We start from the raw sequence: 23,421 nt of genomic DNA, 5'->3' as shown, positions 1-23,421 counted from the left end.
TGGAGAGAAAAAACACTGGAGGTTATTTATGAAAAAGATACAAGTATTTAGTTTCTTACTGATTTTTTCGCTATTGCTTATGGGATGCCAGGCTGTATCAGATGTAAAAAACGGAATTGAATATGTGCCGAAAGCTACAGATTTCGTAAATGAAGTGCAGACATTCGCCAATGAAGTTCCTGCATTGGCTGAAAAAGCTGTTTCAGATAAAAATGCCGCAGCCGATTTAGAGCAAAAACTGAATGATATGAAATCTGACATCAATGATTTTAATGATTTGACACCGCCATCTATGTTTGAAGATATCCATAGCCAAGTAATTGAACATAATCAGTCGTTCGAAAAAGGAATCGACACGTACCTCGAAAACGTAAAAAATGGCGAGATTAGTCCTGACTTGTTAAAACAGACAGGATTGACTGACGAAATCGCACAGTATACTGACTTGCTGGACCAAATTAAAAAGATAGGGGAGTAAATGTAAGAAGACCGGTTCCGATAGAGAACCGGTCTTTTCTCCATTATCCGTGATATTTGGAGCTTGTTTTTTGGGGTTTTGGGACAATATTTTCGGGGGTACGGCACCCGGTGAAATGGGAGCCCTTTGCAGCAGGTTTTTTGATTGTGGTACCGTACCCCCGCTTTACTTTTCTTATGTTGGTGCAACGGGTTAAGCAGGCTTTTTTTCGCTGATTGATATAAAATAAGGAAAATTACTGAAAAAGGAATGGACCATATGAAAAACAAACTATTTTATTCATCTTCTTACATAACCAAGTGGGAAACTAAGATTATCAGCAGATTTGAAAGAAACGGCAAAAACTACATCGTATTGGAAGAGACAGCGTTTTACCCTCATGGCGGAGGACAGCCCTGTGATAAAGGCATTATTAATGGAATAGAGGTTCTGGATGTTTTCCGGGAAAATGATGTTATCTTTCACCAGATCGAATCATTTCCAGAAACTGAGGACGTACACTGCCAAATAGATTGGGATAAAAGGTTCGACCACATGCAGCAGCATACAGGACAGCATCTGTTATCCGCTGTTTGCCGAAGCAAGGCAGGAGCGCAGACACTGAGCTTTCACATGGGTACAGATGATGTGACTATTGACGTGGATAAGCCAGATATCAGTGCAGCTGAACTAGCTGAAATTGAGAACATCGTGAACAAGGAAATTTATCAAAATCGACTTATTAAAAGTTATTTTGTAAACGAAGCTGAACTCAAGAGTCTGCCTGTCGCAAAGATGCCAAGTGTGATTGAAAATATCCGGATAGTTGAAATCGAAGGAATTGAATACAATGCATGCGGAGGTACGCATCTGGCAAGAACCGGAGAGCTTGGACTCATCAAGCTGTATAAAACAGAAAAACAAAAGGGAGCAACGAGAATCTATTTTAAGTGCGGTTCTCGAGCGCTTGCTGATTATGAAACCAGTCTGCAAATCCTAACAGAGCTATCTGCAAAATTTAATACTGGGCGAAGCGAGATCTTGGATCGGATTGAAAAATTAGAGAAAAGTCTTCAGGAGCAGGAGAAGCAGATGGATTTATTAAAGGAACAAAATGATTCTTACTTGGCAGAAGAGCTTCTATCTCAAAAAGAGGGGAATTATATCAGCCGTGTGTTTGAAAACAAGCCTGTAAAGGATTTGATTATTCTTGCGAACCGTATCACTGCAAAACATGACGAGCTGGTACTTTTTGCGTCAATGAATGAGAAAAAAATTGTGTTATCTTCTGGAAAAAACCATACGTTTTCTTGTGGAGGATTTTTGAAAGAACATTTAAGCCGGTATCATGGACGGGGAGGAGGCAGCGACCGTTCAGCGCAGGCGGCGTTTAATTCTATAGAAGATATGCGGTTGTTTTGCGATTATCTTGCACAGTATGTTAATCAATCAGAACGAGAGAGCATAATGTAAAAAGAAGGAAGGGAGTGATTTTAATCAATACCTTCAACAGCATAACTACAAGAAGGAGCATTGGCATAGTCAAAGATGAACCAGTGCCAAAAGAAATGATTGAAAAAATTCTAACAGCAGGAGCCAGCGCTCCCAGCCATTACCGAACAGAGCCATGGCGTTTTTTTGTCCTGACTGGAGACAGCCGCTTACGCTTAGGTGAAGTGCTTGCAGAGATTGCTTCATCAAATCCAAACTCTTTATCAAATCCAGGGCGGGCAAAAAAGATGCCGCTGAGGGCTCCCGTAATCATCGCTGTTGCAGCGGTTCATAGTGACCGGAAAAATGTTTTAATAAAAGAAGAATACGCAGCTGTTTGCTGTGCCGTGCAGAACATGCTTCTCACTGCCCATGATCTTGGACTTGGAGCAATATGGCGTACGGGTGCTGCGGCTTATCATCCAAAAGTTAAAGACTTTTTTAAACTGCCGCAAAGCAGCGAGATGGTCGCTTTTCTCTATATAGGTTATCCTGAAAATGAAGCTAAAGATGTTAAGAAGAACAGTTATGAGACATACACAGTATGGATGGAAACATAGGAGTCAGCTTCATGCGGTTACCATCTTGGACTAAGCTACCGTTCTCGTCAACAGTAAAAGCACGATGAAAGTAACATTTCATCGTGCTTTTATGTTTTCATAGCAATACTTTTATTCTGTTATTAAGATTTATGCACTAATGTCCACCCTTGCTGATAGGCCGTGATAACTGCCGATGTCCGGTCTTTAACTCCCAATTTTTTTAATAATGTTGATACATGATTTTTTACTGTGTTTTCACTTAAAAAAAGGGATAAAGAAATTTCTCTATTGCTCATTCCTTTTGACAGGTTTTCTAGCACTTCCCATTCACGGTTTGATAATAAGGTCAGCGGCGGTTTAGCGGCAGTTGCCGGCTCGTTAAGCGCGGCGTATTCTTCTAATAAAAGAAAAGCTACAGATTGTGGCATAAAACGCTTTCCATTTAAGAGTAGTTTTACTTGTGAGCGTATTGACTCTGGTTCCGTATTTTTCAGAAGGACGCCATCCACTTTAAAAGTAAGTGCCTCTAACAGCTGTGTCTTTTGCTGATTGATGCAAGAGACGAACAGCACGGTCCTAATTCTCCGCTCCTGAAAATGCTGCAACACGTCTGTTAGCTTATCATGTTTCAGCCCTATATCGACAAATGCTATGTCAATATCTTCTGTCTCTTTATATAGTGGATGGTTGGAGTGGCTTTCGATGGATGTTACCGAAAGGTTGTTAATTTCTTGAAACAGCAAGTACTGAAGCGAGTCTTTAAAAATAATTTCATCGTCTATTAATAATATGTTTATCATAATGCGCTCCTTTGATAAATTATTGCTGAATATATAGTGTGATAGGTAAGAGATATATGCGCGGTTATTATGCTGATTATATGATTTACATATAATGTGTAAAAGGAGAAAAATTTTGCAATAGCTTTCCTGCTTGATCGTGAGGGAGCGGATGGCAAATATAATATCCCTGAATTTCATTACAGCCTTGGGATGCAAGAAACTCAAGCTGTTCCTTTGTTTCAACTCCTTCTGCAAGTACGTTTAAATTCATGCTGTGTGCCATCGTGATGATGGCTTTGATAATCGCCTGATTGACAGTTGTGTGGTCATGTATGAATGACTGATCGATTTTTATCCGGTTAATAGGAAATTGAGTAATATATTTTAGCGATGAATAGCCTGTTCCAAAATCATCAATAGCAATGTACATGCCCATCTGTTTAATATTATTTAGTATTTTCAATATATAATCTTCCTTAACGATAGCGATGCTTTCAGTGATTTCCAATTCAAGATAACATGGATCAAGCTTTGTTTTTTTCAATACTCTCGTCAGGGTTTGGGTGAACTGTGTATGAAGGAGCTGCGCAATTGAAACATTAACAGAGCAGCGAAATGGCGGCAAACCAGCATCCTGCCATTCTTTATTTTGCCGGCAAGCTTCGTGCAGTACCCATTCTCCAATTGAAATGATCAAACCAAGCTTCTCAGCAAGGGGAATAAAGTCTGCTGGTGAAATATAGCCTAATTTAGGGTGCTTCCATCGGAGCAATGCTTCAACACCGACCACCTCATTTTCGTGAACCGACCATTGCGGCTGGTAAACAAGAGAGAATTCGTTTCTATCAAGTGCATGACGCAACTCATTTTCGAATGTCAGCTGCTGTCCTGAAAATTTATTCAGCATGCCATGATAGATTTTATAATTGTTTTTACCTTCTTCCTTCACTCGGCTCATAGCAATATCTGCAGTCTTTATTAAATTATGCACGTTATGCCCTGCATAAGGATAAACACTTGCCCCGATGCTCACACTCACAAACAGCTCATGTCCATCAATAGAAAAGGGAAGTTTGAACAGATTCATAATCCTTTTACAAAATTCTTCAATAGCGAGATCATCAGCATCTTCTAAATATAAGAGAAACTCATCTCCGTTCATCCTTGAAATGGATTTAGCTGAATATTTGAGAGACAACAGACGATGGGCTGTTTCTTTTAAAAGCGAATCTCCATGCAAGAATCCTAATGTGTCGTTAATAATTTTAAATCGGTCGATGCCAATCTTAACGACAGCAAGCTTTTGGTGGTTTCTTTCAGCGTTAATTAAGGCAAAGGTAAGTTCTTTCTTAAAATATTTGTGATTTGGCAGAAGGGTGATCTCATCATAAAAGGCTAAATAATCAAGCTTGCTTTCAAGCTTTTTAATTTGAAGGTACAGTGCATACATGCTCAGATGCACTTCTGTTGATTGTGCAGGAATAATAGCAGGAAGCTGAACAGTCTGTTTTTTATTCATGTTTCACCTCATTTTTAAAAAAATGACCTTTTCCAGCCCTTGTTTTTCCGTTGTATGCATGGTAAACGATTTGTGGCGCGGGGTGAGATTATCTCCAATAACGGGACACATTCCCACATAGGAAATTTCAATACAATTTTTTAAACCTTGAATTGCCCTGCCGCTTCTTGCATTTCTTCTGCCATCATGGAGAGAGAGTTCGCGGAAGAAGCTATTTCCTCCATCGATGCGAGCTGTTCTTCTGTTGCTGCAGAAACATTTTGGGCACCAGATGAAGAAGTGAGTGCAAGCTGAGATACATGATCAATAGATTTAACTACTTGTTCTGTTCCTGCAGCAATCTGCTCAGACGATGAAGAAATCTCATGCACCTGCTGCGAAACAGTTTCTATTGAAGAAAGTATCTTCCTGAATGACTCTCCTGAGAACTCGGCAAGCTTTATTCCTAGGCTGAGTTCCTTGTTTCCCAGCTCCATTGACTGCACCGCTTCATTCGTGTCCAACTGGATGGAACTGATTAGCTGGCTGATTTGCTGAGCGGAACTTGCAGATTGTTCAGCAAGCTTCCGTACCTCGTCAGCTACTACAGCAAATCCTCTTCCGTGTTCACCAGCACGAGCCGCCTCAATCGCTGCATTTAACGCTAAGAGATTCGTTTGAGAAGAGATCCCGGTAATCACTTCAACGATTTGATCAATTTCAAGTGAACGTTTACCAAGGCTTTTAATCGCTTGTCCAGCCTGCTGAATAGATTGGTTGATCGTCTCCATCTGTTTTGCCATCTCTTCCATCGATTGGTTGCCTTCTTTAGCAAGAGTAAGAGATTCATTTGAAGTTAAGGAAACGGTTTGTGCACTAGATGCTATTTGCTGTACTCCAGCACTCATTTCATTTATAACAACTGCACTTTGATCCACACTTTTTACCTGTGTATCTGACCCGCTTGCCACTTCCTGAATGCTTCCAGCGATCATCTGTGTTGCCTGGCTGTTTTGTTCAGCACTCGCGAGAAGTTCTTCAGAACTTGCAGCCACCAGCTCAGAACTATTTTTGATCTGAGAAAGAAGCTGAATTAAGTTTTGTTTCATCAAATTAAACGAATCCGCCAAACTTCCAATTTCGTCTCGATTTTTCACTGTGATAACATCGCCTGTTAAATCGCCCTCTGAAATGGCAAGTGCTGACTGCGATATTTGAAGAAGGGGTTTTGAGATCAAGTTTGAAATGTAAAGGGCGACACCAATTCCTAACAATACAGAAAAAATGGAAACGACAATGACCAATAAGGAAGAAGAGTGATAAATGTCAACGGAATCCTGTGCCGCAGCAGCAGCACCTTTTTGATTAATTGTAATAAGTTTTCCTAAATTATCATTTGCTTTTTCCCAAAGAGGATGGAGTTCGAGCTGGCGTTTGTTGGCGAGAGTAATATTATCTTCCTGCTTGGCTTGCAGAACGGGAGGTACACCTTCTATGTAAGCGAGAATGTCCCGGTTGAAGGCTTCATAAATTTGCCGTTCATTATCAGACTGTATTAATTTGTAGTATGCTTCTTTGTTCTTCATTAGTTCGGTTACCGTCTCTGTAATACGACTATCTAACCTTGTTTCTTCAGAAGCTTCTTCAGTCAGTATCAGCTTTAAAAGGATGCGCTGAATGTCGGAATTATTTCCGTTCATTACACCAAGATAAACTAAGCTTGGTGTCCATATTTCATCTATCTCTTCAGCTTTATCTCCCATTCTTCCCATGCTCAAGTAAGAAACAGCACTGATTGTGATTAATAAGGCCAAAACGACAGAAAAGCTTGAGACAAGTTTAGTTCGAATATTGAGTTTCATGTTCTACACTCCCTAAAATTTTATTTTCAGAAAAATCGTGGAGCATAGGTGATAATGAGGAAAGTAATTGATTGACATCAATAAGAATAAGAAGGCGTTTACCTAGATTTGAAATACCGATTAAATAGGGATTTGAATGTTGATCAGAGAGGGTGTCTTTCTGGATGGTATCTACCGGTATATCTAATACATCTGTCGCTTCATCTACGACGAGCCCTATTGGCTTTTCGGAGTATTTAACAACAATGTATCGCTGAGAAAGGCTGTTTGGAGATGAAGATCCGGAAAAAAATATGGATGAAAGGTTGATGATGGGTGTAATGTTCCCTCGTAAATTGATGATTCCCAATACATGTTCAGGCATGCCGGGAACCGCGGTAATAGGTTGAGGCTTTTCAATCGAGATAACTTGTTCAATATGGAAGGCATATTCCTCACTGCCGATTTTAAAAGCGACAGCTTTAAACTCGTCAAAAGCATCTTTCAATTTCATCACCCTTTTTTCCTGATTTTAGGATAGAAAACAAATGTTAAAGTAAGTCTAATTTCCTATCCGATAGTGATATCGTCTTTATTAATCGTTTATTCACTTAAATAATTAAAAAGGTTAAAATTTACTAAACGAAATATCATAAATCGGTGAAATATCTATCTATTAAGCTATTTTCATCGTATAAAGATAAACTATTTCATTTGAATCGGAATCGGGAGCAATTTTTCATTGACATGAAAATGTGCTCTTTTTTTATGGAATCTTATATTATACGGTTTTATTAAAGCCTGCCTTATTTTTGAAGGATATAAAACAATTGAAAATGAGTAATTTATGATTTTTGTACTAAAGATATTGCAAAGTTCGGAATAGGAATTACTATTAAGTTAAAGGCAAATTCAGACAGCTTACGACAGGAGTTTACAAATGAACAAAAAGAAAAACCATTATCAATTATTGCTTGCTGAAAAAACGTCAGGACAGCTTGCTATCTGGAAAGAATCCGATAAGCCTGTACACTCTAGCGATGTTTATAAATTTTTGCATACCTTGTTTGGGACAGCTGGAACAATAAACATGCCAGAGCTTTCCGAGTGTTCTGCTAAGCTGATTAAATTATTATCAACAGACAGAGAGAGCGAATTTTGGGAAACAAGCAAGCTTTATGAATTTCTATCTCCCATCCATACGCTTCTTCAAAAGAATATGAAAGCTGATAAAAACGGGGATTCGTTCGATATCGCTGATGATCAACCATTGATTTTAATCATAGATGAAGACGTTTCTTTCCTTATTTATTTAAAAGCAGAACTTGAAAAAGAGGGTTGGGCAGTAATCGTCACTTCTACAATAGATAAAGCATTCTCTTTGTTTTACGATTTACACCCTGATTGTGTAATAGCTAATAACAGCTATGCCATGGAATTTATTACTCAAGTTCAGGACTCACTGAGCAGCCAGCTTGTCCCTTTCATTATATTGAGTTCCAGCAATGAAAAGCTTGAACGCATGAAGAGCTATCAGCTAGGTGCTGATGATTTTATTGTTAAACCAGTTGAGATAGATGAATTATTTGTACGGATCAGCAGGCAGTTGAAGAAGAGAAAACAGTTCAATGAGTCGCTTTTAAAGGATGAGCTCACAACAGTGTACAATCGAAAGTTTCTGCTTGATGTATATCAGAGAATCTGTTTAGAGCATGTTAGAAACCATGCGTTTTTTTCACTTATTATGATAGATTTAGATCATTTTAAGAAAATCAATGATACATATGGCCATTTAACAGGCGACAAAGTGTTAAAAGAATTTGCATCTATGCTTAAGAATGAGCTGTCTTCTCAGGATGTTATCATCCGGTTCGGAGGTGAAGAATTCATTCTCATTCTTCCTTATACAAAAGCCGGTGCTGCTGAAAAAATAATAGGAAGCCTGCTGCAGCATTTTTCTGAATCTTTATTCAGCTGTGATGAAGAAACATTTTTTGTTACGTTCTCAGCCGGCATATACGAAACAGATGGTTCAGTGAGATTAGAAGATGCACTAAAAAAAGCAGATAGTGCACTTTATTCAGCAAAAGAGAAAGGGAGAGCCAGATTTGAGGTGGCTTTCGAACAGCTGGATAAGAAGAGGAAATTAAAGGTCGCCCTCATAGATGACTCTGATGTGATGAGGAAGATGCTCCAAAATTTCATGAGCAGCTTAGAGGTAGATCAGTATGACCTTGATGTGAAAGCTTTTGAAAACGGTCTAGTTTTCTTTCATGATCATTGGCATGATACTGCAGATCAATATCTCATCATACTTGACGGCGTACTGCCTAAAATGGATGGTACAGAAGTATTGCAAAAGCTGCGAAGCTACCGGGACAGCACACGCTATACAGTGCTCATGCTGACAGGAAGAAAAGCTGAGTCAGATATTGTCAGGGCACTTAGTTTAGGTGCTGATGATTATATGACAAAGCCTTTCAGCATCCGAGAGCTTGAAGCGAGAATTAAAATTCTTCTTCAGAGGATGAGATAATGTTTTCATTAGAAATTATGGTTCTTGCCATTACTTCTATTCTATTAATCTCGACTTTGACCATTATGTTTATATATTTGGTAATAAAAAAGATGATGGAGATGGCTCTTGAGAAACGCATTAATGAGTATAAGGTAAGGATCAATGGACCTTTATATCAATATTTGCATTATCAAACTGAATCTCATCTTTTAATCCCACAAAATTCTGTTCAGTCTGCCGCACTGGAAAGAAGTTTAAGTGAGTATTCAGCAGTAGTGCAAGGCGAGACAAAAAGACGGATCACTGTTCTTGCAGATGAAATTTTTAATAGGCAGTTTAAACGAGATTTGCAAAATAAACGATTTAGCAAACGAATCAACGTGCTTTACAAGATTGACAGTTTTCAAATGCATTCATTAAAGCACATTTTAAAACAGATGCTTCACGATGAAAAAGTAACGAAAGAGGAGAAGCTGATCATTTTTCGCTGCCTTGCAAACAGCAGTGATCAAGACATTCACACATTTTTGAAAAATAGTCAGCTTTCTTTTTCAATATTGGAGTTCAGAAGTGTTTTGAACCGGATGGATGAAGAATTTTTCCGAGAAAACACCATTCATTTTGCAGACTATCCGCTGAACCTTCAGCTTGGTTTAATCGATATGATCGGTATCCGGAAAGACTTAGATAACCTTTTTTTTCTTGAACAATTGCTTACTTCTAGCACATTTGAGATTCGCATAAGAGCCATGAAGGCGATTGGAGAAATCAGCTATTTATCAGATACTTCTTCTCTACAACAATTTGCACGATCCCCTCAATGGGAAGAGCGGATGATGGCGGCTAAAGTGATCGGTAAGACCCGCATCCACGGCGGTCTTGACATGCTGGACGAACTAATAGAAGACACTAGCTGGCTTGTCCGGTCTCAGTCTGCTCAATCATATTTGTCTTATTCAGAAGGAAAGGACAGACTCCGTCAAGTAAGCACTTTGAGTAAGGATCCTTTTGCTCGCGATATGGCAATTGAATGGTTGGAAAGGGGGGAGAATCATGACATTGCATTTGAGTGAGGTTTGGCTGTCCATCGTATATGGATTTGGCTTGTTCATCTTGATTTATATGACTTTTGTGGTTTTGTTTTATGGACTATTGTTCTTTTTATCTGCATTTCAGCTAAAGCGTGAGGAGAAGGTAGACGATCTTGAAAAATACGAGGACTATATGGATTCAAGCTATACGAAGCCTGTATCAATTATCGTTCCTGCATTTAACGAAGAGCTGGGCATTAAAGGAAGCATCCGATCACTACTAAGCATTAACTATCCAGAATATGAAATTATCGTTGTCAATGACGGTTCTAATGACCGGACAGCAGAGAGCGTGATTGAATATTTTCACATGACACCAGTAAAAAAGGCCCTTCAAACTAAACTTGCTACAGAAAGAGTAAAAGGGATCTATCAATCTTCCACATCACCAAATCTTTGGCTTGTTGATAAATTCAATGGCGGCAAAGCAGATGCTTTGAACGCAGGATTAAATGTATCAACCTATCCTTACTTCTGCTCACTGGACGGAGATTCTGTCCTTGAAAGAGATGCGTTTTTAAAAGTTATGAAGCCGATCATAGATTCTGATGAATCGATTATTGCCTCGGGAGGAAGCATTAGGGTAGCCAATGGATGCTCCATCCATGAAGGACAAATCGAAAAAATAGGGTTGTCAAAAAACCCTATTGTCATTATGCAGGTGATTGAATATTTGCGGGCATTCCTTATGGGCAGAATCGGCTTGAGCCGATATAACTGGCTTTTAATCATATCCGGTGCTTTCGGTGTTTTTTCAAAAAAATGGGTCATCGATGCCGGCGGATATAAAAGGGATACGGTCGGAGAAGACATGGAACTTGTTGTAAGGCTTCAAAGGCTGATTAAAGATAGAAAAACAGACAAAAAAATTGTTTACGTTCCAGATCCTGTTTGCTGGACAGAAGCCCCCGAGTCTGCGACCTATTTACGGAGACAGAGGAGCCGCTGGCATAGGGGCTTGTTTGAAAGTTTATGGATTCATAAAAAGATGCTTTTAAACCCAAAGTATGGTTCGATCGGCATGATCTCACTTCCATATTTTTGGCTGATAGAGCTAGCAGGGCCAGTAGTCGAATTATGCGGCTATCTTTTTGTGCTGCTTTCTTTTTTTCTTGGAGGAATCTATACAGAAATGGCCATTCTTTTCTTTCTCCTTTCCATACTATACAGTGCTATCTCTTCCATGGGAGCGGTGATACTTGAAGAATGGAGCTTGAGAAAATATCCAGCAGTAAAAGATATCGTTACATTATTTATTTACTCTCTTACAGAAACCATCTGGTACAGGCCTCTAACCGTATTGTGGCGGTGCGAGGGACTTATCCATGCGGTCACAGGCAGAAAAGGATGGGGAGAAATGAAAAGAAAAGGTATTTCCGGAGGACTGGAACAATGAAGAAATTTATATTTAATCGTCCTCGATTTTTTTTAGTTTATATATTACTAATTCTCGCAGCTTTTACCTCCCCTTTTTGGATTTGGTATGTGAAACAAGAAAAAAAGGTCGAAGTACTCATATTAGACAAAACGATTAAAAACGATTCAACCCGAGAACATAAGGGGCTTGTATGGGCATTGAATCATGAAAAGATAAAAAAGACCGATGGGCAAAGCTACAAGCACTCAACTGATTTTGTTAAACAGGTTCCTGATATCAAAGGCCAAAGTAAAGAGGATTTGCCTGATTACTTATATATTGCAGACAGTTATGGAATCGAGACGGTCAATAAACAAGGAAAACCTGAGGTAAAGGGTGGTCTGACAACAAAAGACGTCCAGCATATTCGCAAATTGCTTTTTAAAGGACAAACAAAACTGATCGCAGAATTTAACGCGTTTGCTACTCCAACAAGCAAAGAAGCAAGAGAAGAAATCTCTGACCTGCTAAATGTCAAGTGGACGGGGTGGATTGGCAGGCAGTTTCAAGATTTATCTGATGAAGAAGTTCCTGCTTGGATAAAAAGTAATTACGAGCAGAGAAATGGAAAGAAATGGACGATGAAAGGAAGCGGCCTTCTTTTTATTCATGAAAATGGAGAGATAATTGTCTTGCGTGATAAAGATATCAAAGAAAAAGGTGTCCAATTTTCATTTAATGCAAAGAGTAAACAGCATTTCGGACTAGAAGGCTCTGTACCTTATCATTATTGGTTCGACATTATTGAACCAGCTAATAAAAACGAAACTATTGCAGAATATACACTCAGTCTTACTTCATCCGGAAAAGATAAACTGAAGCACTATGGTTTAACAGAAAAGTTCCCAGCCATCATTAACCACCGCAACGTCAAGTATGAATCGTACTATTTTGCGGGTGACTATGCCGATAGGGAAGAGTTGCCTGATCTTTATCAAACTTGGGGGATCAGTTGGATTAAAGAAAAGTTCATGCTGGATGACGGACATGGCAGTTCGTTTTACTGGAAGGTTTACCTGCCTCTTTTAAAGGCCGTATTGGATAAAAAAGACACTGCAACGAAGGAAAAGGAATCAGTTGAAATTCATAAAGAAAATGAGATCCATGTCAATGCCCGTGCAAAAGGCGATTACCTTCAAGTAATGAAGAACGGCAAATGGGAAAACTTTCTCATTAAAGGGGTTAACATGGGTATCGCTAAACCGGGTACGTTCCCTGGGGAAACAGCAATCACGAAAGATGAATATTACCGATGGTTCAAGCAGATTGGTGGAATGAATGCAAACGCCATAAGGGTGTATACCATCCATCCTCCAGCCTTTTATGAAGCCTTTTATGAGTACAATCAAACAGCAGCAGAACCTTTATTCCTTTTTCACGGTGTCTGGGTAAATGAAGATGAATTGAAGAAAAAGCAAGATGTCTATTCATCAGAAGTCTCGGAAACATTTAAAAATGAAATTCAAAATGTCGTGGATATCATAAACGGGCAAGCAACGATAGAGAAGAAGGCCGGACATGCCGGAGGACAGTACAATCATAATATTTCGAAATACCTGCTTGGCTATATTTTAGGTGTAGAGTGGGATCCCGAAGTTGTGGCGAACACGAATGAAAAGCATGATCGCACAGCAGATTACAAAGGGACCTATTTTTCAGCTTCGGCTGCTTCACCTTTTGAAAACTGGCTGGCTGGCATGATGGATTATACAACAAAATATGAGACAGAAACGTATCAGTGGCAGCATGCTGTCAGCCATGTGAACTGGGTAACAACTGATATTTTAAAACACCCGGCAGAGCCGTTCGATAAGGAAGACATGGTTTCTGTCAATCCGAATGTTATAAAGCCTAAAAACACATTCAAATCTGGATATTTCGCTTCTTATCATATTTATCCTTACTATCCGGATTTTCTAAACTATGAAAAGAAATACCTCGATTATATTGATCATCGAGGTGAAAAAAATAACTATGCCGGCTATTTGAATGATATGAAACAAGTGCACAGCATGCCGCTCCTTGTAGCAGAGTTTGGCGTACCGAGTTCAAGGGGCATCACTCATGAAAACGTGTATGGCCTTGATCAAGGCCACCATTCAGAAAAAGAACAAGGCAATATGGATACAAGACTATTTGAAGATATTGTTCAGGAAAAGATGGCTGGAGGAATGGTATTCACGTGGCAGGATGAATGGTTTAAAAGAACCTGGAACACAATGGATTTTGATAATCCAGACCGCCGCCCTTTCTGGTCAAACGCTCAGACTAATGAGCAGCAGTTCGGTTTGCTAAGCTTCGACCCAGCGGGGAAAAGCATAAAAGTTGATGGGATGAAAGATGACTGGAACGGCGAGAAGCCGTTATATCAGTCTAACTCTGGCAAAAATCTAAAATCTGTTTTTGCTGCAAGTGACACGAGATATTTTTACATGAGAATTGATTATAAACATCCCGTAAAAAAAGAAAACTTACAAACAGGTATCCTGCTGGACACGTTGCCAGGACAAGGCCAAATGAATTCGCCAGACGGTGCTATTCATGCTGATACAGGGGCTGAGTTTTCAATTAACCTGTCTAACGATAAGGATTCACGTGTTCTTGTTGACAGCTACTATGACTCCTTTTATTACATGTACGGTCATGAACTGAAAATGATTCCGGAAAAGGATTACGCTTCCGTAAAAAATAACGGCGTTTATCACCCGCTTCTTATGGCGTTAAACAAGGAACTGGTGATACCGGACACGAAAGAAGTGATTCCTTTTCAGTCATTCGAAACAGGCAAGCTTCAGTTTGGTAACGGAAATCCTTTCTCAGAAAGCTACAATTCTCTGAGTGATGTGAGCGTGAATGAAAAGGAAGGAACACTTGAAATAAGAATTCCATGGCTGCTTCTCGGCGTGAAGGATCCGAGCTTGCATGAAGTTACAGGCAACCTATGGAGTGATGGCTTAGCTGCCAGCGTGAGATCGGAAGGAATTCGTGCGGCCGTATACACGACAGATCAGCAAGGGGCTCTTATGGATGCCCTTCCTAAAGCTAAATCCGGAATCCTTCCTTTAAAAGAAGGAATTAACTACATGTGGGGCGAGTGGGATAAACCCTTATTTGAAGAAAGACTGAAACAATCTTATTTTAAGCTGCAGAAAACGTTTAAAAATATAAATATTAATGAGGAGTAATACATGGCAAAGATCCTTTTGGCAGAAGATGAAGAGATATTGATGATGCTTATCAGAGACACTCTAGAGGATGAAGGGTATGAGATCGATGAAGCCAATGATGGCGTCGAAGCGTTTGAACTCCTGCAGAATAACGATTATGACCTCGTTATATTAGATTTCATGATGCCACGGATGACCGGCCTTGAAGTGGTGGAGAAAACAAGGAAATCCCTTAACAAGATTGATTTGAAAATGATGATTTTGTCCGCAAAGAATCAACAGGATGACCGTGATTTAGTCATGAAAACTGGTGCGGATTATTTTATGACAAAGCCTTTTAGCCCGCAGCAGCTTATTGAAACAATCGAGGATATCCTTCATGATTGAATACTTTAGGAAAAGTCTGGCGCGAAAGGTAATATTGATCAATTTTATCTTTGTCTTTCTGCTTGTAGCAGGAGCAGTGTCATTACGAATCTATCATGTTCAGCTCACAAATTCATTAGACAAAGAGATTTCATACCAGACTACTAAACTGAACAACGTGACAAAGCTGAAGGAAGATTTAAACGAAGTATTATTCGACGGACGAGGTTATTTTGCTTTTAAACAGGATGATTTCCTTAAACGGATTGACGTGAATAAAGCAAATATTAAATCCAGTGTCGCCTTGTTTGAAAAGACGTACAAAGAACCTAAAGATAAAACACTTATAAGAGAAGTACAGAATTTTAACGAAGATTACTTAAATACACTGCTTCCTAAAGCTATTGAGTACCGTAAAAATGATCAAGTTGCAGATATCATCAAGATGTCACAGCAAGACGGCGGAACTGAAAAAGTAAACCTTATCTTAAACCGTCTTGATCTGTTTGAAGCAAATGTTCAAGAAGATATTGAAAAAGCCTATGAGAAGAAGGAAGAAAAAATAGACAAAAGCCAGATCATCTACTTTTCTTTCATCTCGCTTATGGTTACTGTCTTTATTTTCCTTATCCGATTAATGATCCGAAACTTTGGAAGCCCCCTTCGCGAGCTTTCTCATGTTGCTTCCAGAATCACAAGAGGGGAATTCGTAGACAGTGTGCCTTTTACAAATCGTTTGGATGAAATCGGTGTCCTTTCGGTTTCTTTTGAAAAAATGATCAGAAGCATCAGGCAGAATGAGCAGGAACTGACAGCTCAAAACGAAGAACTGGCTGCTCAGCAGGATGAACTTAGTTCTCAACAGGAAAGACTTCGATATTCGCTGAAAAAAACAGAGGAAAACGAGAGAAAGCTTCTCAGGCTGAATTCTTTTCTTCATTCTATTTCTAATATTATTGAACAGTCTGAGCTATTAAAAAGTATGATTAGCAATATGACAGAGCTAACACATTCGAATAAAGGGCTGATCTGGCTTCCTGAGAAAAATCAGCTCTCTTCAACTGGATTGTCCGAATTAGAAATTGATCATTTCAGAAGATCTTTCAAAAATTCAGGCTTACTTGCAAGGATTCAGGAATGCATGGCTTCACAACAGGTTATCCGAAAGAGCAACAGTGATGAACAAGGATATGTTACAGAGGAATATACATGCGGAGACTTATATATCCCTGTATATACAGGACAGCAAAAGCTTATCGCTGTAGTCGTTCTAACACGCATCGGGTCATCTTACTCAAATAATGAGATTGCCGAATATGAAAATCTGAGCAGACAGATTGCTCTTTCGATTGAAAAACAAAATTTGTATACTCGCAGTGAAGAGCAGCGCATCACTATGCAAAATGTGCTCGACAGTATACAAGAAGGTGTTCAGCTTGTTGATTCAGATGGGACGATCGTACAGGTAAATCAAAAGTTTTGTGAGCTTATGGATTGCTCTTTGCCTCACCAGCTGAACGGACTTACACTTGGCGCATGGACAAATACACTAAAAAAAGCCGTGGAGGATGGCCAAGATCTGGCTGATTTTATAAACAATGCTGTTCACGGAAAAAATAATGAAGGATCATCCTTTATTTTCGAGGTCAACAGCAAAGACACAAAAATCATACAGATTTATTCTGAATATCTTGCTAGTAATGAGGAACAACGAGGAACTGTCTTAGTTTACCGTGATATTACGAAACAATATGAAGTCGATAGGATGAAATCAGAATTTGTAACAACGGTCAGCCATGAACTTCGGACACCACTATCAAGTGTATTAGGATTTACTGAACTGATGCTCACTAGAGAATTAAAACCTGAAAGGCAAAAAAAATATTTAACGACCATTCACCAAGAAGCTTACAGACTGACAGCACTTATTAACGATTTTTTAGATGTACAAAAAATGGAGAGCGGCAGACTGACGTATGACAAGAAATATCACACGATTGTGCCCATCATTGAAGATGTTATCGATATTCAACGCGTCAATGCCGCTCGACATACGTTTTCTATTAATCTCAAAACTGACAGGCTTACAATATACGGAGATCGTGACAAGCTTTCGCAAATCTTTATGAACTTGATAAGCAACGCAGTGAAATATTCACCTGAGGGGGGTAACATAATCGTTAACATCTATGATGATGAAAAGCATTTGTTTGTAGATATTGAGGATGAAGGTCTTGGTATTCCCAACGAAGCTATCAGCAGCTTGTTTGAAAAATTCTATAGAGTGGACAACTCTGATCGCAGAAAAATTGGCGGTACCGGACTTGGGCTTGCCATCGTAATGGAGATTGTAAAGTCTCACAACGGCAGCATCTCTGTACAATCTTTATTAGGAAAAGGCAGCACCTTTACAGTAGCTTTTCCAACGGTTGAGGATATATATGTAAATGCGTCTCTCAGCGAAACAAAGAAACGAAAGATTGATATTGTTATCGTTGAAGACGACCGGCACCTAGCCGCTCTTTTATCTGAAGAACTCGTATCTCATGGTTTTCATATCGCTCATTTCAATACAGGAGAGCAAGCTGCTGAGGCTGTAAAAGAATGCCTTCCACAGGCTGTCATCCTGGATATAATGCTTGATGGGAAAATGAACGGGTGGGACGTACTGAAAAAGTTAAAACTGCAGATTGAAACAAGCGATATTCCTATAATTATTTCATCTGCATTAGATGAGAAAGAGAAAGGTATTGATCTTGGAGCGGCTGGCTATTTAGTTAAACCATACCAGCTGAGCCAGCTGACTGCTAACATTCTCAAGATAATCAATGAACATAACATGGATGGCCGAGTACTTATACCTATTTATGATGGTCAAAAATAATCAAGTCTTCCTCATGCTGACTCCTGATAATAGGGAGTCAGCTTTTTTGTGCGAAAAGACAGGAAAGAGACCGATATTTAGAGAAGGACTGCAGAAAAATACCGAAACTGAACATATCAACGCACTCAATATGTGAAATTACCATCTTTAACATTTCTTTTGAAAAATGCACCTATCTTGAAGAGCAGGCCGTCTAATAGGTGAAGAAACGTTTCTTATTAAATTTTGGAGGAATAATCATGACCGTGGTTTTATCAATTTTTCTCGCTTTATTCCTAGGTTTCACACGTTCTTTGTATGTGGAATTGAACGAAGCTATATTTATCGCCTTGGCCAGTGCCTTTACTGCCGTTTCTCTAAGCCGTGGATTATCTGTTCCAGCTGTTACCAGGAATACGGTGCTGATACCTTGGCTCGGTTTTATGCTTTTCTGGATATGGGGGATCACGGATATTGTAATCGATCATTCTTTATACTTCACCGGAAAAGAAGACAGACAGCCGCTGAGCATCGGTTTCAAAATTGATGAGTATGCGGATGACTTGTTTCTTCTCAGCATCATTTCCGCAGTTATGACGAGCCTTCTAAGCCTTTCCCTTCTCCTGTTCAAAAACCTGAATAAAAGAGGAGTGTGATGGATGTGATAATGGCGAAGTCTGCTGAAAAATATGATGGTTTCCCGCAGAGCAAATCAGACATGCTGCATCTTCTAATGGATGAATATGGCGAAGAAATAAAGAGGCTTGTATTTACGTACACAAAAAACTGGGCGCAGTCAGAGGATATTGCACAAGAGATTTTCTTGAGTGTTTATAAAAATTTAGATTCATTCCGAGAACAATCAAATATAAAAACCTGGATCTACAGGATTGCCATAAACAAATGCAAAGATTACGTGAGAAGCTGGCATTACAAAAGAACGGTCATCACGGACATTATTTTTTCAAACGAAACGGAAGATTCTCCTGAAACCGTCTATTTATACTCCGAACAGAAACAAATGGTGAGCAAGCTTATTTTACAGTTGCCTATTAAATATCGGGAAGTGATTGTCCTGTACTACTTTAAAGATTTGACAATGGAAGAAGCTTCCGCTGCCTTAGAAATGAATGTTAACACCTTAAAATCAAGGCTAAGGCGTGCAAAAAACATCCTTGAATCCAAACTTCGCAGTAAAGGAGGATTATAAATGGACCGACTGCTTAATGACATGAAACAAGAGTTTGAAAACAGCATTAGTGCGGATCCTGTCTTCTCACTACGAGAAAGGTGCCAAATAATCAAATTGATAGAGATGGAGGAGACAAGGACACCGAGGCCCTCTTCATGGTTTCCTAAACTGCTAAGCGGAACGGTGTTAGCATCTCTATTCTTGTTCACTCTTTTCATAATGATGGATTATACCGGCGTGAAAGAAAACACTCAGAGTTCTCATAATAAGAAACAAACGAATATTGAGGCACCTCCTCATCACATCAGTGAAAATGAGATAAATGAAAAAGTCGCTTATATTGAAAGCAAAATGAAGCTGGGACTCTCAGAAACTGAAGTGCATCGCCTGTTTGGCAAAAATTTTGTGATTCTCGATAATTCGGACAGCGAAAATGGATCGGTGAAAAGAATCGGCTATAATTTACTCGTCAACGACCCTTCTCTTGAAAAGAAAATGGATTCATCCATCATTGATGAAGAAAATTTGCTGAAGCGGAACATCGGTGTGCAGCTATTTATCGGCTTCACGAAAGAAGGGAAAGTTCAATGGGCCACATCCAATTATGCATATGATGGAGAAGTGTATATGACCTCTTGGGATAAAAATGGAATGGCAACTAAAAAGCTTCACGAAGCTGCAGAGAAAAAAGATGAAATAATTGAGGATTATGCAAGCGAGCAATACAAGACGTTCAGTGATAAAGAAAAAGAGGTATATGAGGCGTTCAGAAAAAGTTTGGACGAAAATCTGCTGAGAGATCTTGACCCAATCAGCATCGCTAAATTTTATGCACAGGCAAACATCGCTCAGGAATTCGATGTCGTCTATGCGCTTTACACAGACCGAAAAAACTATATACACATGTCAAAAGAAGAATATGAAAAACTCCCTTCTAGCCATAGGTTCACACCAGAGAATGCTTTTAACGCATTTAAAAACATTGAAAAAGGCAAATTTATCAGCCATGAAGACAATATAACCGCTCATATTGAATATATGGCAGATCCTGACGCAGAGGCACCTTCAGGGTTCACAATGGTAAAGGACGAAGATGGCATTTGGAATATCTCATTTCTTCCACTGCAATAAAACATTGAATATACGTTAAAAGCACGCCTAATGCGTGCTTTTATTCTTGTTTGCTATCTTTTGCAGAACCTGTATACGGATTCATTTCATACGTTAAATCGCGGCCCGCTTTCTTTTCCTCAGCAGATATCCTTTTTCCTAGTGCAGCATAATACCATACCCAACCGATTAAAGATAACACACCGCCCCCAAATATAATCCATTCAGCAGTACCCATTAAGAACCCCCTTTAGGAAGATTTGATACAATATATACCATATCATACTAAGCACACATCTATTTTTAAACAAATAACATTATTTGAAGGAAGGTTAATATGGCAAATAAAATGAAAACTGAGCTGAAGCTTTACTCTTCAAAATACTTTGCAGGATTAAGGGATTTCTATTTACCTGAGGAACAGCTGCAGTTTACCGCGCTGCCATCTGACATGCTGGAAGCAACAAACGAAAAGCATCCGATCGTTATTGCATGTGAAGAACAGCCTGTAGGATTTTTCGTGCTTCACTCTAGTTCCCGTGTACAAGAATACACAGATAACTCAGATGGCATGCTGCTGACAGCATTCTCTATTAATTATCCTGAACAGGGAAAGGGATATGCATCTGATGGGCTGAAGCAGCTTCGTCTCTTGACATTGAACCAATTTCCATCATGCAACGAAATTGTTTTAGCTGTGAACAAAAGAAATATACCTGCGCAAAAGCTCTATATAAAGTCGGGATTTCAAGATACGGGAAGAAGGAAGATGGGCAGTATCGGAGAACAGCTGATCATGAGCAAGAATGTATAGTGTAAAAATTTAATTCTATTAAAAAATCATAACAAAGTCCCAAAAAATCAATTGATATATTTCATACTTTTCACGGTAGAGAAATGAGGCAGGATTGGATAAGGTAGAAATACTATTTTAAAAGGAGGACAGGGAAAAATTAATTGGATCTATAACATATCTGGTTTAAGCTAGCCAGCAAGACGGGAACATGCAACTAAAAGCAGATTTCACTGTTTTTTGAAGATGATAAGGAGGACACCTCATGGCAGCTAACACAGACCGCGCCAGCACCCGGCGCATTACCGGCAACATTTTTAAAGGGTCAGTTGGAAATCTGATTGAATGGTACGACTGGTACGTCTATTCTGCATTTGCGATCTATTTTTCATCACAGTTCTTCCCAAAAGGGGATCCTACCAGCCAGCTGCTGAATACAGCTGCGATCTTCGCAGTCGGGTTTTTAATGAGGCCGATTGGAAGCCTTCTCATGGGCCGCTATGCCGACCGGCACGGTCGAAGAGCAGCACTCACGCTTTCCATCACAATTATGGCGGGAGGTTCGCTAATCATAGCCTGTACACCAGGATATGGAACGATCGGAATATTGGCACCCATCATTCTTGTTTTGGCTAGGCTGCTGCAAGGCCTGTCACTCGGAGGGGAATATGGCACATCTGCAACCTATCTATCCGAGATGGCAAGCAGCGGACGCCGCGGATTTTTCTCGAGTTTTCAATATGTAACACTTGTAGCCGGACAGCTCGTGGCTTTAGGAGTTCAGATCATACTTCAGCAAGTATTGAGTGAAGCAGACATGATGTCTTGGGGATGGCGAATTCCTTTTATTATAGGAGCAATGGGGGCACTAGCAGTACTATGGCTTCGCCGCTCGATGGATGAATCTGAGCAGTTTAAGAAGATGGATGAAAAGTCCAAAACAAGTGCTGGAACAATGAAAGCATTAATGAAGCATCCAAAAGCTGTTTTGACCGTAGTCGGACTGACTCTCGGCGGCACGGTAGCATTTTATACATACACAACATATCTGCAGAAATTCATGGTTAACACGGTTGGTTTTGAGAAAGAAACCGTCAGCTGGATTAACTTTTTCGCTTTACTCATTTTTGTAGTCATTCAGCCGCTTGCGGGCATGCTGTCAGACCGGATCGGCAGACGGCCGCTACTAATGACTTTTGGAATTTTAGGAACACTGCTGACCGTTCCATTGTTTATGTTTATGGAAAATACAAATAGTCCCGCTGCAGCCTTCTTATTGATGATGATTGGACTCATTATCGTTACAGGATATACTTCAATCAACGCCATCGTAAAAGCTGAGCTGTTCCCGACAGCTATACGTGCTCTTGGAGTAGGATTTCCATATGCCCTTACTGTTGCCATATTTGGCGGCACGGCTGAATTCATCGCATTATGGCTGAAAAGCCTCGGTGTTGAGTCTCTCTTTTACTATTATGTTGCTGGCTGTATTGCCGTCAGCTTCATTACTTACTGGCGCATGGGTGAGTCATCGAAAACGTCCCATATTGAACTGGAACTGAACAACTCAGATTACACAAACACTGCAAAGCGTAAAATTTAAAACTCTCATAAAAAGTCCTCCATACTTTGGAGGATTTTGTCTTTATTCTTAAGAGAAAAAAGGATTCCGATTCTAGCAAAAGAACTCAGTACTAATGAAAAGAATAAGGAGTGAAGGATAATGAATGATTTGCAATATCCTGTCGGTCAATTCAGTAATGATACGGAAGCTACACCTGATATGGTTAATGAATGGATAAAAGAGATAGAAGAAGCACCTGAAAAGCTAAAAGAGGCAGTAAAAGGCTTAAACGATGAGCAGCTGGATACAGCCTATCGTCCAGGCGGATGGACAGTTCGGCAGGTTGTTCATCATCTTCCTGACAGCCACTTAAACGGTGTGATTCGCTTTAAACTAGCACTAACAGAAAACAGTCCTTTGATTAAAGACTACGAAGAAAGTGAATGGGCGATGCTTTCAGACTATCAGTCACCCATAACTGTTTCAATATCATTGCTGGAGGCTCTGCATGACCGGTGGAGCATACTTCTGCGCACTTTGGAACCTGCCGATCTTATTAGAACATTCGTTCACCCTGATAAAGGTTCCATTAAGCTTAGAACTGCTATTGGCATATATGCCTGGCACAGCCGCCATCATATCGCACATATTACTGAATTGCGGGCGCGGTTGAACTGGTAACAATTTTTCATTCATTAAATAATAAAAAAAAGCAGCCTTTCTGTGTTT

20 protein-coding genes are annotated in these 23,421 nt (G+C 39.6%); 15 read left to right on the top strand and 5 right to left on the bottom strand.

Annotated elements, in window-relative coordinates; translation table 11 throughout:
* Positions 1 to 28: 28 nt before the first annotated feature.
* From CGZ90_RS01625 to CGZ90_RS01615, 3 genes are all read left to right on the top strand, one after another.
* Positions 29 to 478, top strand: coding sequence for a DUF6376 family protein (locus CGZ90_RS01625; RefSeq protein WP_094250588.1), 450 nt, complete (start codon positions 29 to 31; stop codon positions 476 to 478).
* Between the two features lie 258 nt (positions 479 to 736).
* Complete coding sequence (locus CGZ90_RS01620) at positions 737 to 1,930, top strand: alanyl-tRNA editing protein (RefSeq protein ID WP_094250587.1); 1,194 nt, start codon at positions 737 to 739, stop codon at positions 1,928 to 1,930.
* A 14-nt stretch (positions 1,931 to 1,944) separates the two neighbouring features.
* Positions 1,945 to 2,508 (top strand): nitroreductase family protein, encoded by a 564-nt coding sequence (locus CGZ90_RS01615; RefSeq protein WP_240515322.1) that lies wholly within the window; start codon positions 1,945 to 1,947, stop codon positions 2,506 to 2,508.
* Positions 2,509 to 2,630: 122 nt separating this feature from the next.
* Here the strand turns inward: CGZ90_RS01615 and CGZ90_RS20950 are convergent, their stop codons facing one another.
* From CGZ90_RS20950 to CGZ90_RS01595, 4 genes are all read right to left on the bottom strand, one after another.
* The gene (locus tag CGZ90_RS20950; protein ID WP_205727363.1) at positions 2,631 to 3,290 is read right to left on the bottom strand and encodes a LuxR C-terminal-related transcriptional regulator; all 660 of its coding nucleotides are present in this window, start codon (positions 3,288 to 3,290) and stop codon (positions 2,631 to 2,633) included.
* Between the two features lie 85 nt (positions 3,291 to 3,375).
* Positions 3,376 to 4,791: a putative bifunctional diguanylate cyclase/phosphodiesterase gene (locus CGZ90_RS01605; RefSeq protein ID WP_094250585.1), complete on the bottom strand. Its 1,416-nt coding sequence runs from the start codon at positions 4,789 to 4,791 to the stop codon at positions 3,376 to 3,378.
* Between the two features lie 140 nt (positions 4,792 to 4,931).
* Positions 4,932 to 6,632: a methyl-accepting chemotaxis protein gene (locus CGZ90_RS01600; protein WP_094250584.1), complete on the bottom strand. Its 1,701-nt coding sequence runs from the start codon at positions 6,630 to 6,632 to the stop codon at positions 4,932 to 4,934.
* Positions 6,610 to 7,125 carry a chemotaxis protein CheW gene (locus tag CGZ90_RS01595; protein WP_094250583.1) on the bottom strand — a complete coding sequence of 172 codons (516 nt, stop codon included), beginning with the start codon at positions 7,123 to 7,125 and terminating at the stop codon, positions 6,610 to 6,612. The genes CGZ90_RS01600 and CGZ90_RS01595 overlap by 23 nt, the downstream gene beginning before the upstream one ends.
* A gap of 426 nt (positions 7,126 to 7,551) precedes the next feature.
* Here CGZ90_RS01595 and CGZ90_RS21190 point away from each other — a divergent pair, with 426 nt between their 5' ends.
* The 9 genes from CGZ90_RS21190 (at position 7,552) to CGZ90_RS01550 (ending at position 20,356) form a co-directional block, all read left to right on the top strand.
* Positions 7,552 to 9,147: a GGDEF domain-containing response regulator gene (locus tag CGZ90_RS21190; RefSeq protein ID WP_094250582.1), complete on the top strand. Its 1,596-nt coding sequence runs from the start codon at positions 7,552 to 7,554 to the stop codon at positions 9,145 to 9,147.
* Positions 9,147 to 10,202 carry a HEAT repeat domain-containing protein gene (locus tag CGZ90_RS01585; RefSeq protein ID WP_094250581.1) on the top strand — a complete coding sequence of 352 codons (1,056 nt, stop codon included), beginning with the start codon at positions 9,147 to 9,149 and terminating at the stop codon, positions 10,200 to 10,202. Before CGZ90_RS21190 ends, CGZ90_RS01585 begins: the two co-directional genes overlap by 1 nt.
* Entirely contained in the window at positions 10,183 to 11,616 is a 1,434-nt protein-coding gene (locus tag CGZ90_RS01580; RefSeq protein ID WP_094250580.1) for a glycosyltransferase family 2 protein, read from the top strand. The genes CGZ90_RS01585 and CGZ90_RS01580 overlap by 20 nt, the downstream gene beginning before the upstream one ends.
* A gap of 89 nt (positions 11,617 to 11,705) precedes the next feature.
* On the top strand, positions 11,706 to 14,822 hold the full coding sequence (locus tag CGZ90_RS01575; protein ID WP_338032176.1) for a hypothetical protein: 3,117 nt from the start codon (positions 11,706 to 11,708) through the stop codon (positions 14,820 to 14,822).
* 3 nt (positions 14,823 to 14,825) lie between these two features.
* Positions 14,826 to 15,191 (top strand): response regulator transcription factor, encoded by a 366-nt coding sequence (locus tag CGZ90_RS01570; RefSeq protein ID WP_094250578.1) that lies wholly within the window; start codon positions 14,826 to 14,828, stop codon positions 15,189 to 15,191.
* Positions 15,184 to 18,054: an ATP-binding protein gene (locus tag CGZ90_RS01565; RefSeq protein WP_094250577.1), complete on the top strand. Its 2,871-nt coding sequence runs from the start codon at positions 15,184 to 15,186 to the stop codon at positions 18,052 to 18,054. Before CGZ90_RS01570 ends, CGZ90_RS01565 begins: the two co-directional genes overlap by 8 nt.
* A gap of 239 nt (positions 18,055 to 18,293) precedes the next feature.
* Complete coding sequence (locus tag CGZ90_RS01560; RefSeq protein ID WP_094250576.1) at positions 18,294 to 18,689, top strand: hypothetical protein; 396 nt, start codon at positions 18,294 to 18,296, stop codon at positions 18,687 to 18,689.
* The gene (locus CGZ90_RS01555; protein ID WP_094250575.1) at positions 18,689 to 19,243 is read left to right on the top strand and encodes a sigma-70 family RNA polymerase sigma factor; all 555 of its coding nucleotides are present in this window, start codon (positions 18,689 to 18,691) and stop codon (positions 19,241 to 19,243) included. Before CGZ90_RS01560 ends, CGZ90_RS01555 begins: the two co-directional genes overlap by 1 nt.
* Positions 19,244 to 20,356, top strand: coding sequence for a hypothetical protein (locus tag CGZ90_RS01550; protein ID WP_094250574.1), 1,113 nt, complete (start codon positions 19,244 to 19,246; stop codon positions 20,354 to 20,356). It abuts the gene before it with no gap.
* Positions 20,357 to 20,396: 40 nt separating this feature from the next.
* On the opposite strand, the gene CGZ90_RS20585 is transcribed toward CGZ90_RS01550, so the two are convergent.
* The gene (locus tag CGZ90_RS20585) at positions 20,397 to 20,573 is read right to left on the bottom strand and encodes a hypothetical protein (protein WP_165766712.1); all 177 of its coding nucleotides are present in this window, start codon (positions 20,571 to 20,573) and stop codon (positions 20,397 to 20,399) included.
* Between the two features lie 99 nt (positions 20,574 to 20,672).
* Between CGZ90_RS20585 and CGZ90_RS01545 the strand changes: the two genes are divergently transcribed.
* The 3 genes from CGZ90_RS01545 to CGZ90_RS01535 all read left to right on the top strand — a co-directional run bounded on the left by CGZ90_RS01545 (position 20,673) and on the right by CGZ90_RS01535 (position 23,373).
* Entirely contained in the window at positions 20,673 to 21,149 is a 477-nt protein-coding gene (locus CGZ90_RS01545; protein WP_240515321.1) for a GNAT family N-acetyltransferase, read from the top strand.
* 244 nt (positions 21,150 to 21,393) lie between these two features.
* On the top strand, positions 21,394 to 22,731 hold the full coding sequence (locus CGZ90_RS01540) for an MFS transporter (RefSeq protein WP_094250573.1): 1,338 nt from the start codon (positions 21,394 to 21,396) through the stop codon (positions 22,729 to 22,731).
* A 120-nt stretch (positions 22,732 to 22,851) separates the two neighbouring features.
* Complete coding sequence (locus CGZ90_RS01535) at positions 22,852 to 23,373, top strand: YfiT family bacillithiol transferase (RefSeq protein ID WP_094250572.1); 522 nt, start codon at positions 22,852 to 22,854, stop codon at positions 23,371 to 23,373.
* The last annotated feature ends 48 nt before the right edge of the window (positions 23,374 to 23,421 follow it).

The organism is Fictibacillus aquaticus (assembly GCF_002245695.1).
GTDB classification, from domain to species: domain Bacteria; phylum Bacillota; class Bacilli; order Bacillales; family Fictibacillaceae; genus Fictibacillus; species Fictibacillus aquaticus.
The sequence above is the reverse complement of the archived record's forward strand: the minus strand, read 5'-3'. Positions and strand labels throughout refer to the sequence as shown.

What these genes read in the sequence shown, in the direction of transcription:
- CGZ90_RS01565 (WP_094250577.1), top strand. Translation starts at nt 15,184, where the DNA reads ATGATTGAATACTTTAGGAAAAGTCTGGCGCGAAAGGTAATATTGATC.
- CGZ90_RS01555 (WP_094250575.1), top strand. Translation starts at nt 18,689, where the DNA reads ATGGATGTGATAATGGCGAAGTCTGCTGAAAAATATGATGGTTTCCCG.
- CGZ90_RS01580 (WP_094250580.1), top strand. Translation starts at nt 10,183, where the DNA reads ATGACATTGCATTTGAGTGAGGTTTGGCTGTCCATCGTATATGGATTT.
- CGZ90_RS01535 (WP_094250572.1), top strand. Translation starts at nt 22,852, where the DNA reads ATGAATGATTTGCAATATCCTGTCGGTCAATTCAGTAATGATACGGAA.
- CGZ90_RS01595 (WP_094250583.1), bottom strand. Translation starts at nt 7,125, where the DNA reads ATGAAATTGAAAGATGCTTTTGACGAGTTTAAAGCTGTCGCTTTTAAA.
- CGZ90_RS01605 (WP_094250585.1), bottom strand. Translation starts at nt 4,791, where the DNA reads ATGAATAAAAAACAGACTGTTCAGCTTCCTGCTATTATTCCTGCACAA.
- CGZ90_RS01585 (WP_094250581.1), top strand. Translation starts at nt 9,147, where the DNA reads ATGTTTTCATTAGAAATTATGGTTCTTGCCATTACTTCTATTCTATTA.
- CGZ90_RS01620 (WP_094250587.1), top strand. Translation starts at nt 737, where the DNA reads ATGAAAAACAAACTATTTTATTCATCTTCTTACATAACCAAGTGGGAA.
- CGZ90_RS01560 (WP_094250576.1), top strand. Translation starts at nt 18,294, where the DNA reads ATGACCGTGGTTTTATCAATTTTTCTCGCTTTATTCCTAGGTTTCACA.
- CGZ90_RS21190 (WP_094250582.1), top strand. Translation starts at nt 7,552, where the DNA reads ATGAACAAAAAGAAAAACCATTATCAATTATTGCTTGCTGAAAAAACG.
- CGZ90_RS20950 (WP_205727363.1), bottom strand. Translation starts at nt 3,290, where the DNA reads ATGATAAACATATTATTAATAGACGATGAAATTATTTTTAAAGACTCG.
- CGZ90_RS01540 (WP_094250573.1), top strand. Translation starts at nt 21,394, where the DNA reads ATGGCAGCTAACACAGACCGCGCCAGCACCCGGCGCATTACCGGCAAC.
- CGZ90_RS01550 (WP_094250574.1), top strand. Translation starts at nt 19,244, where the DNA reads ATGGACCGACTGCTTAATGACATGAAACAAGAGTTTGAAAACAGCATT.
- CGZ90_RS01600 (WP_094250584.1), bottom strand. Translation starts at nt 6,632, where the DNA reads ATGAAACTCAATATTCGAACTAAACTTGTCTCAAGCTTTTCTGTCGTT.
- CGZ90_RS20585 (WP_165766712.1), bottom strand. Translation starts at nt 20,573, where the DNA reads ATGGGTACTGCTGAATGGATTATATTTGGGGGCGGTGTGTTATCTTTA.
- CGZ90_RS01625 (WP_094250588.1), top strand. Translation starts at nt 29, where the DNA reads ATGAAAAAGATACAAGTATTTAGTTTCTTACTGATTTTTTCGCTATTG.
- CGZ90_RS01545 (WP_240515321.1), top strand. Translation starts at nt 20,673, where the DNA reads ATGGCAAATAAAATGAAAACTGAGCTGAAGCTTTACTCTTCAAAATAC.
- CGZ90_RS01570 (WP_094250578.1), top strand. Translation starts at nt 14,826, where the DNA reads ATGGCAAAGATCCTTTTGGCAGAAGATGAAGAGATATTGATGATGCTT.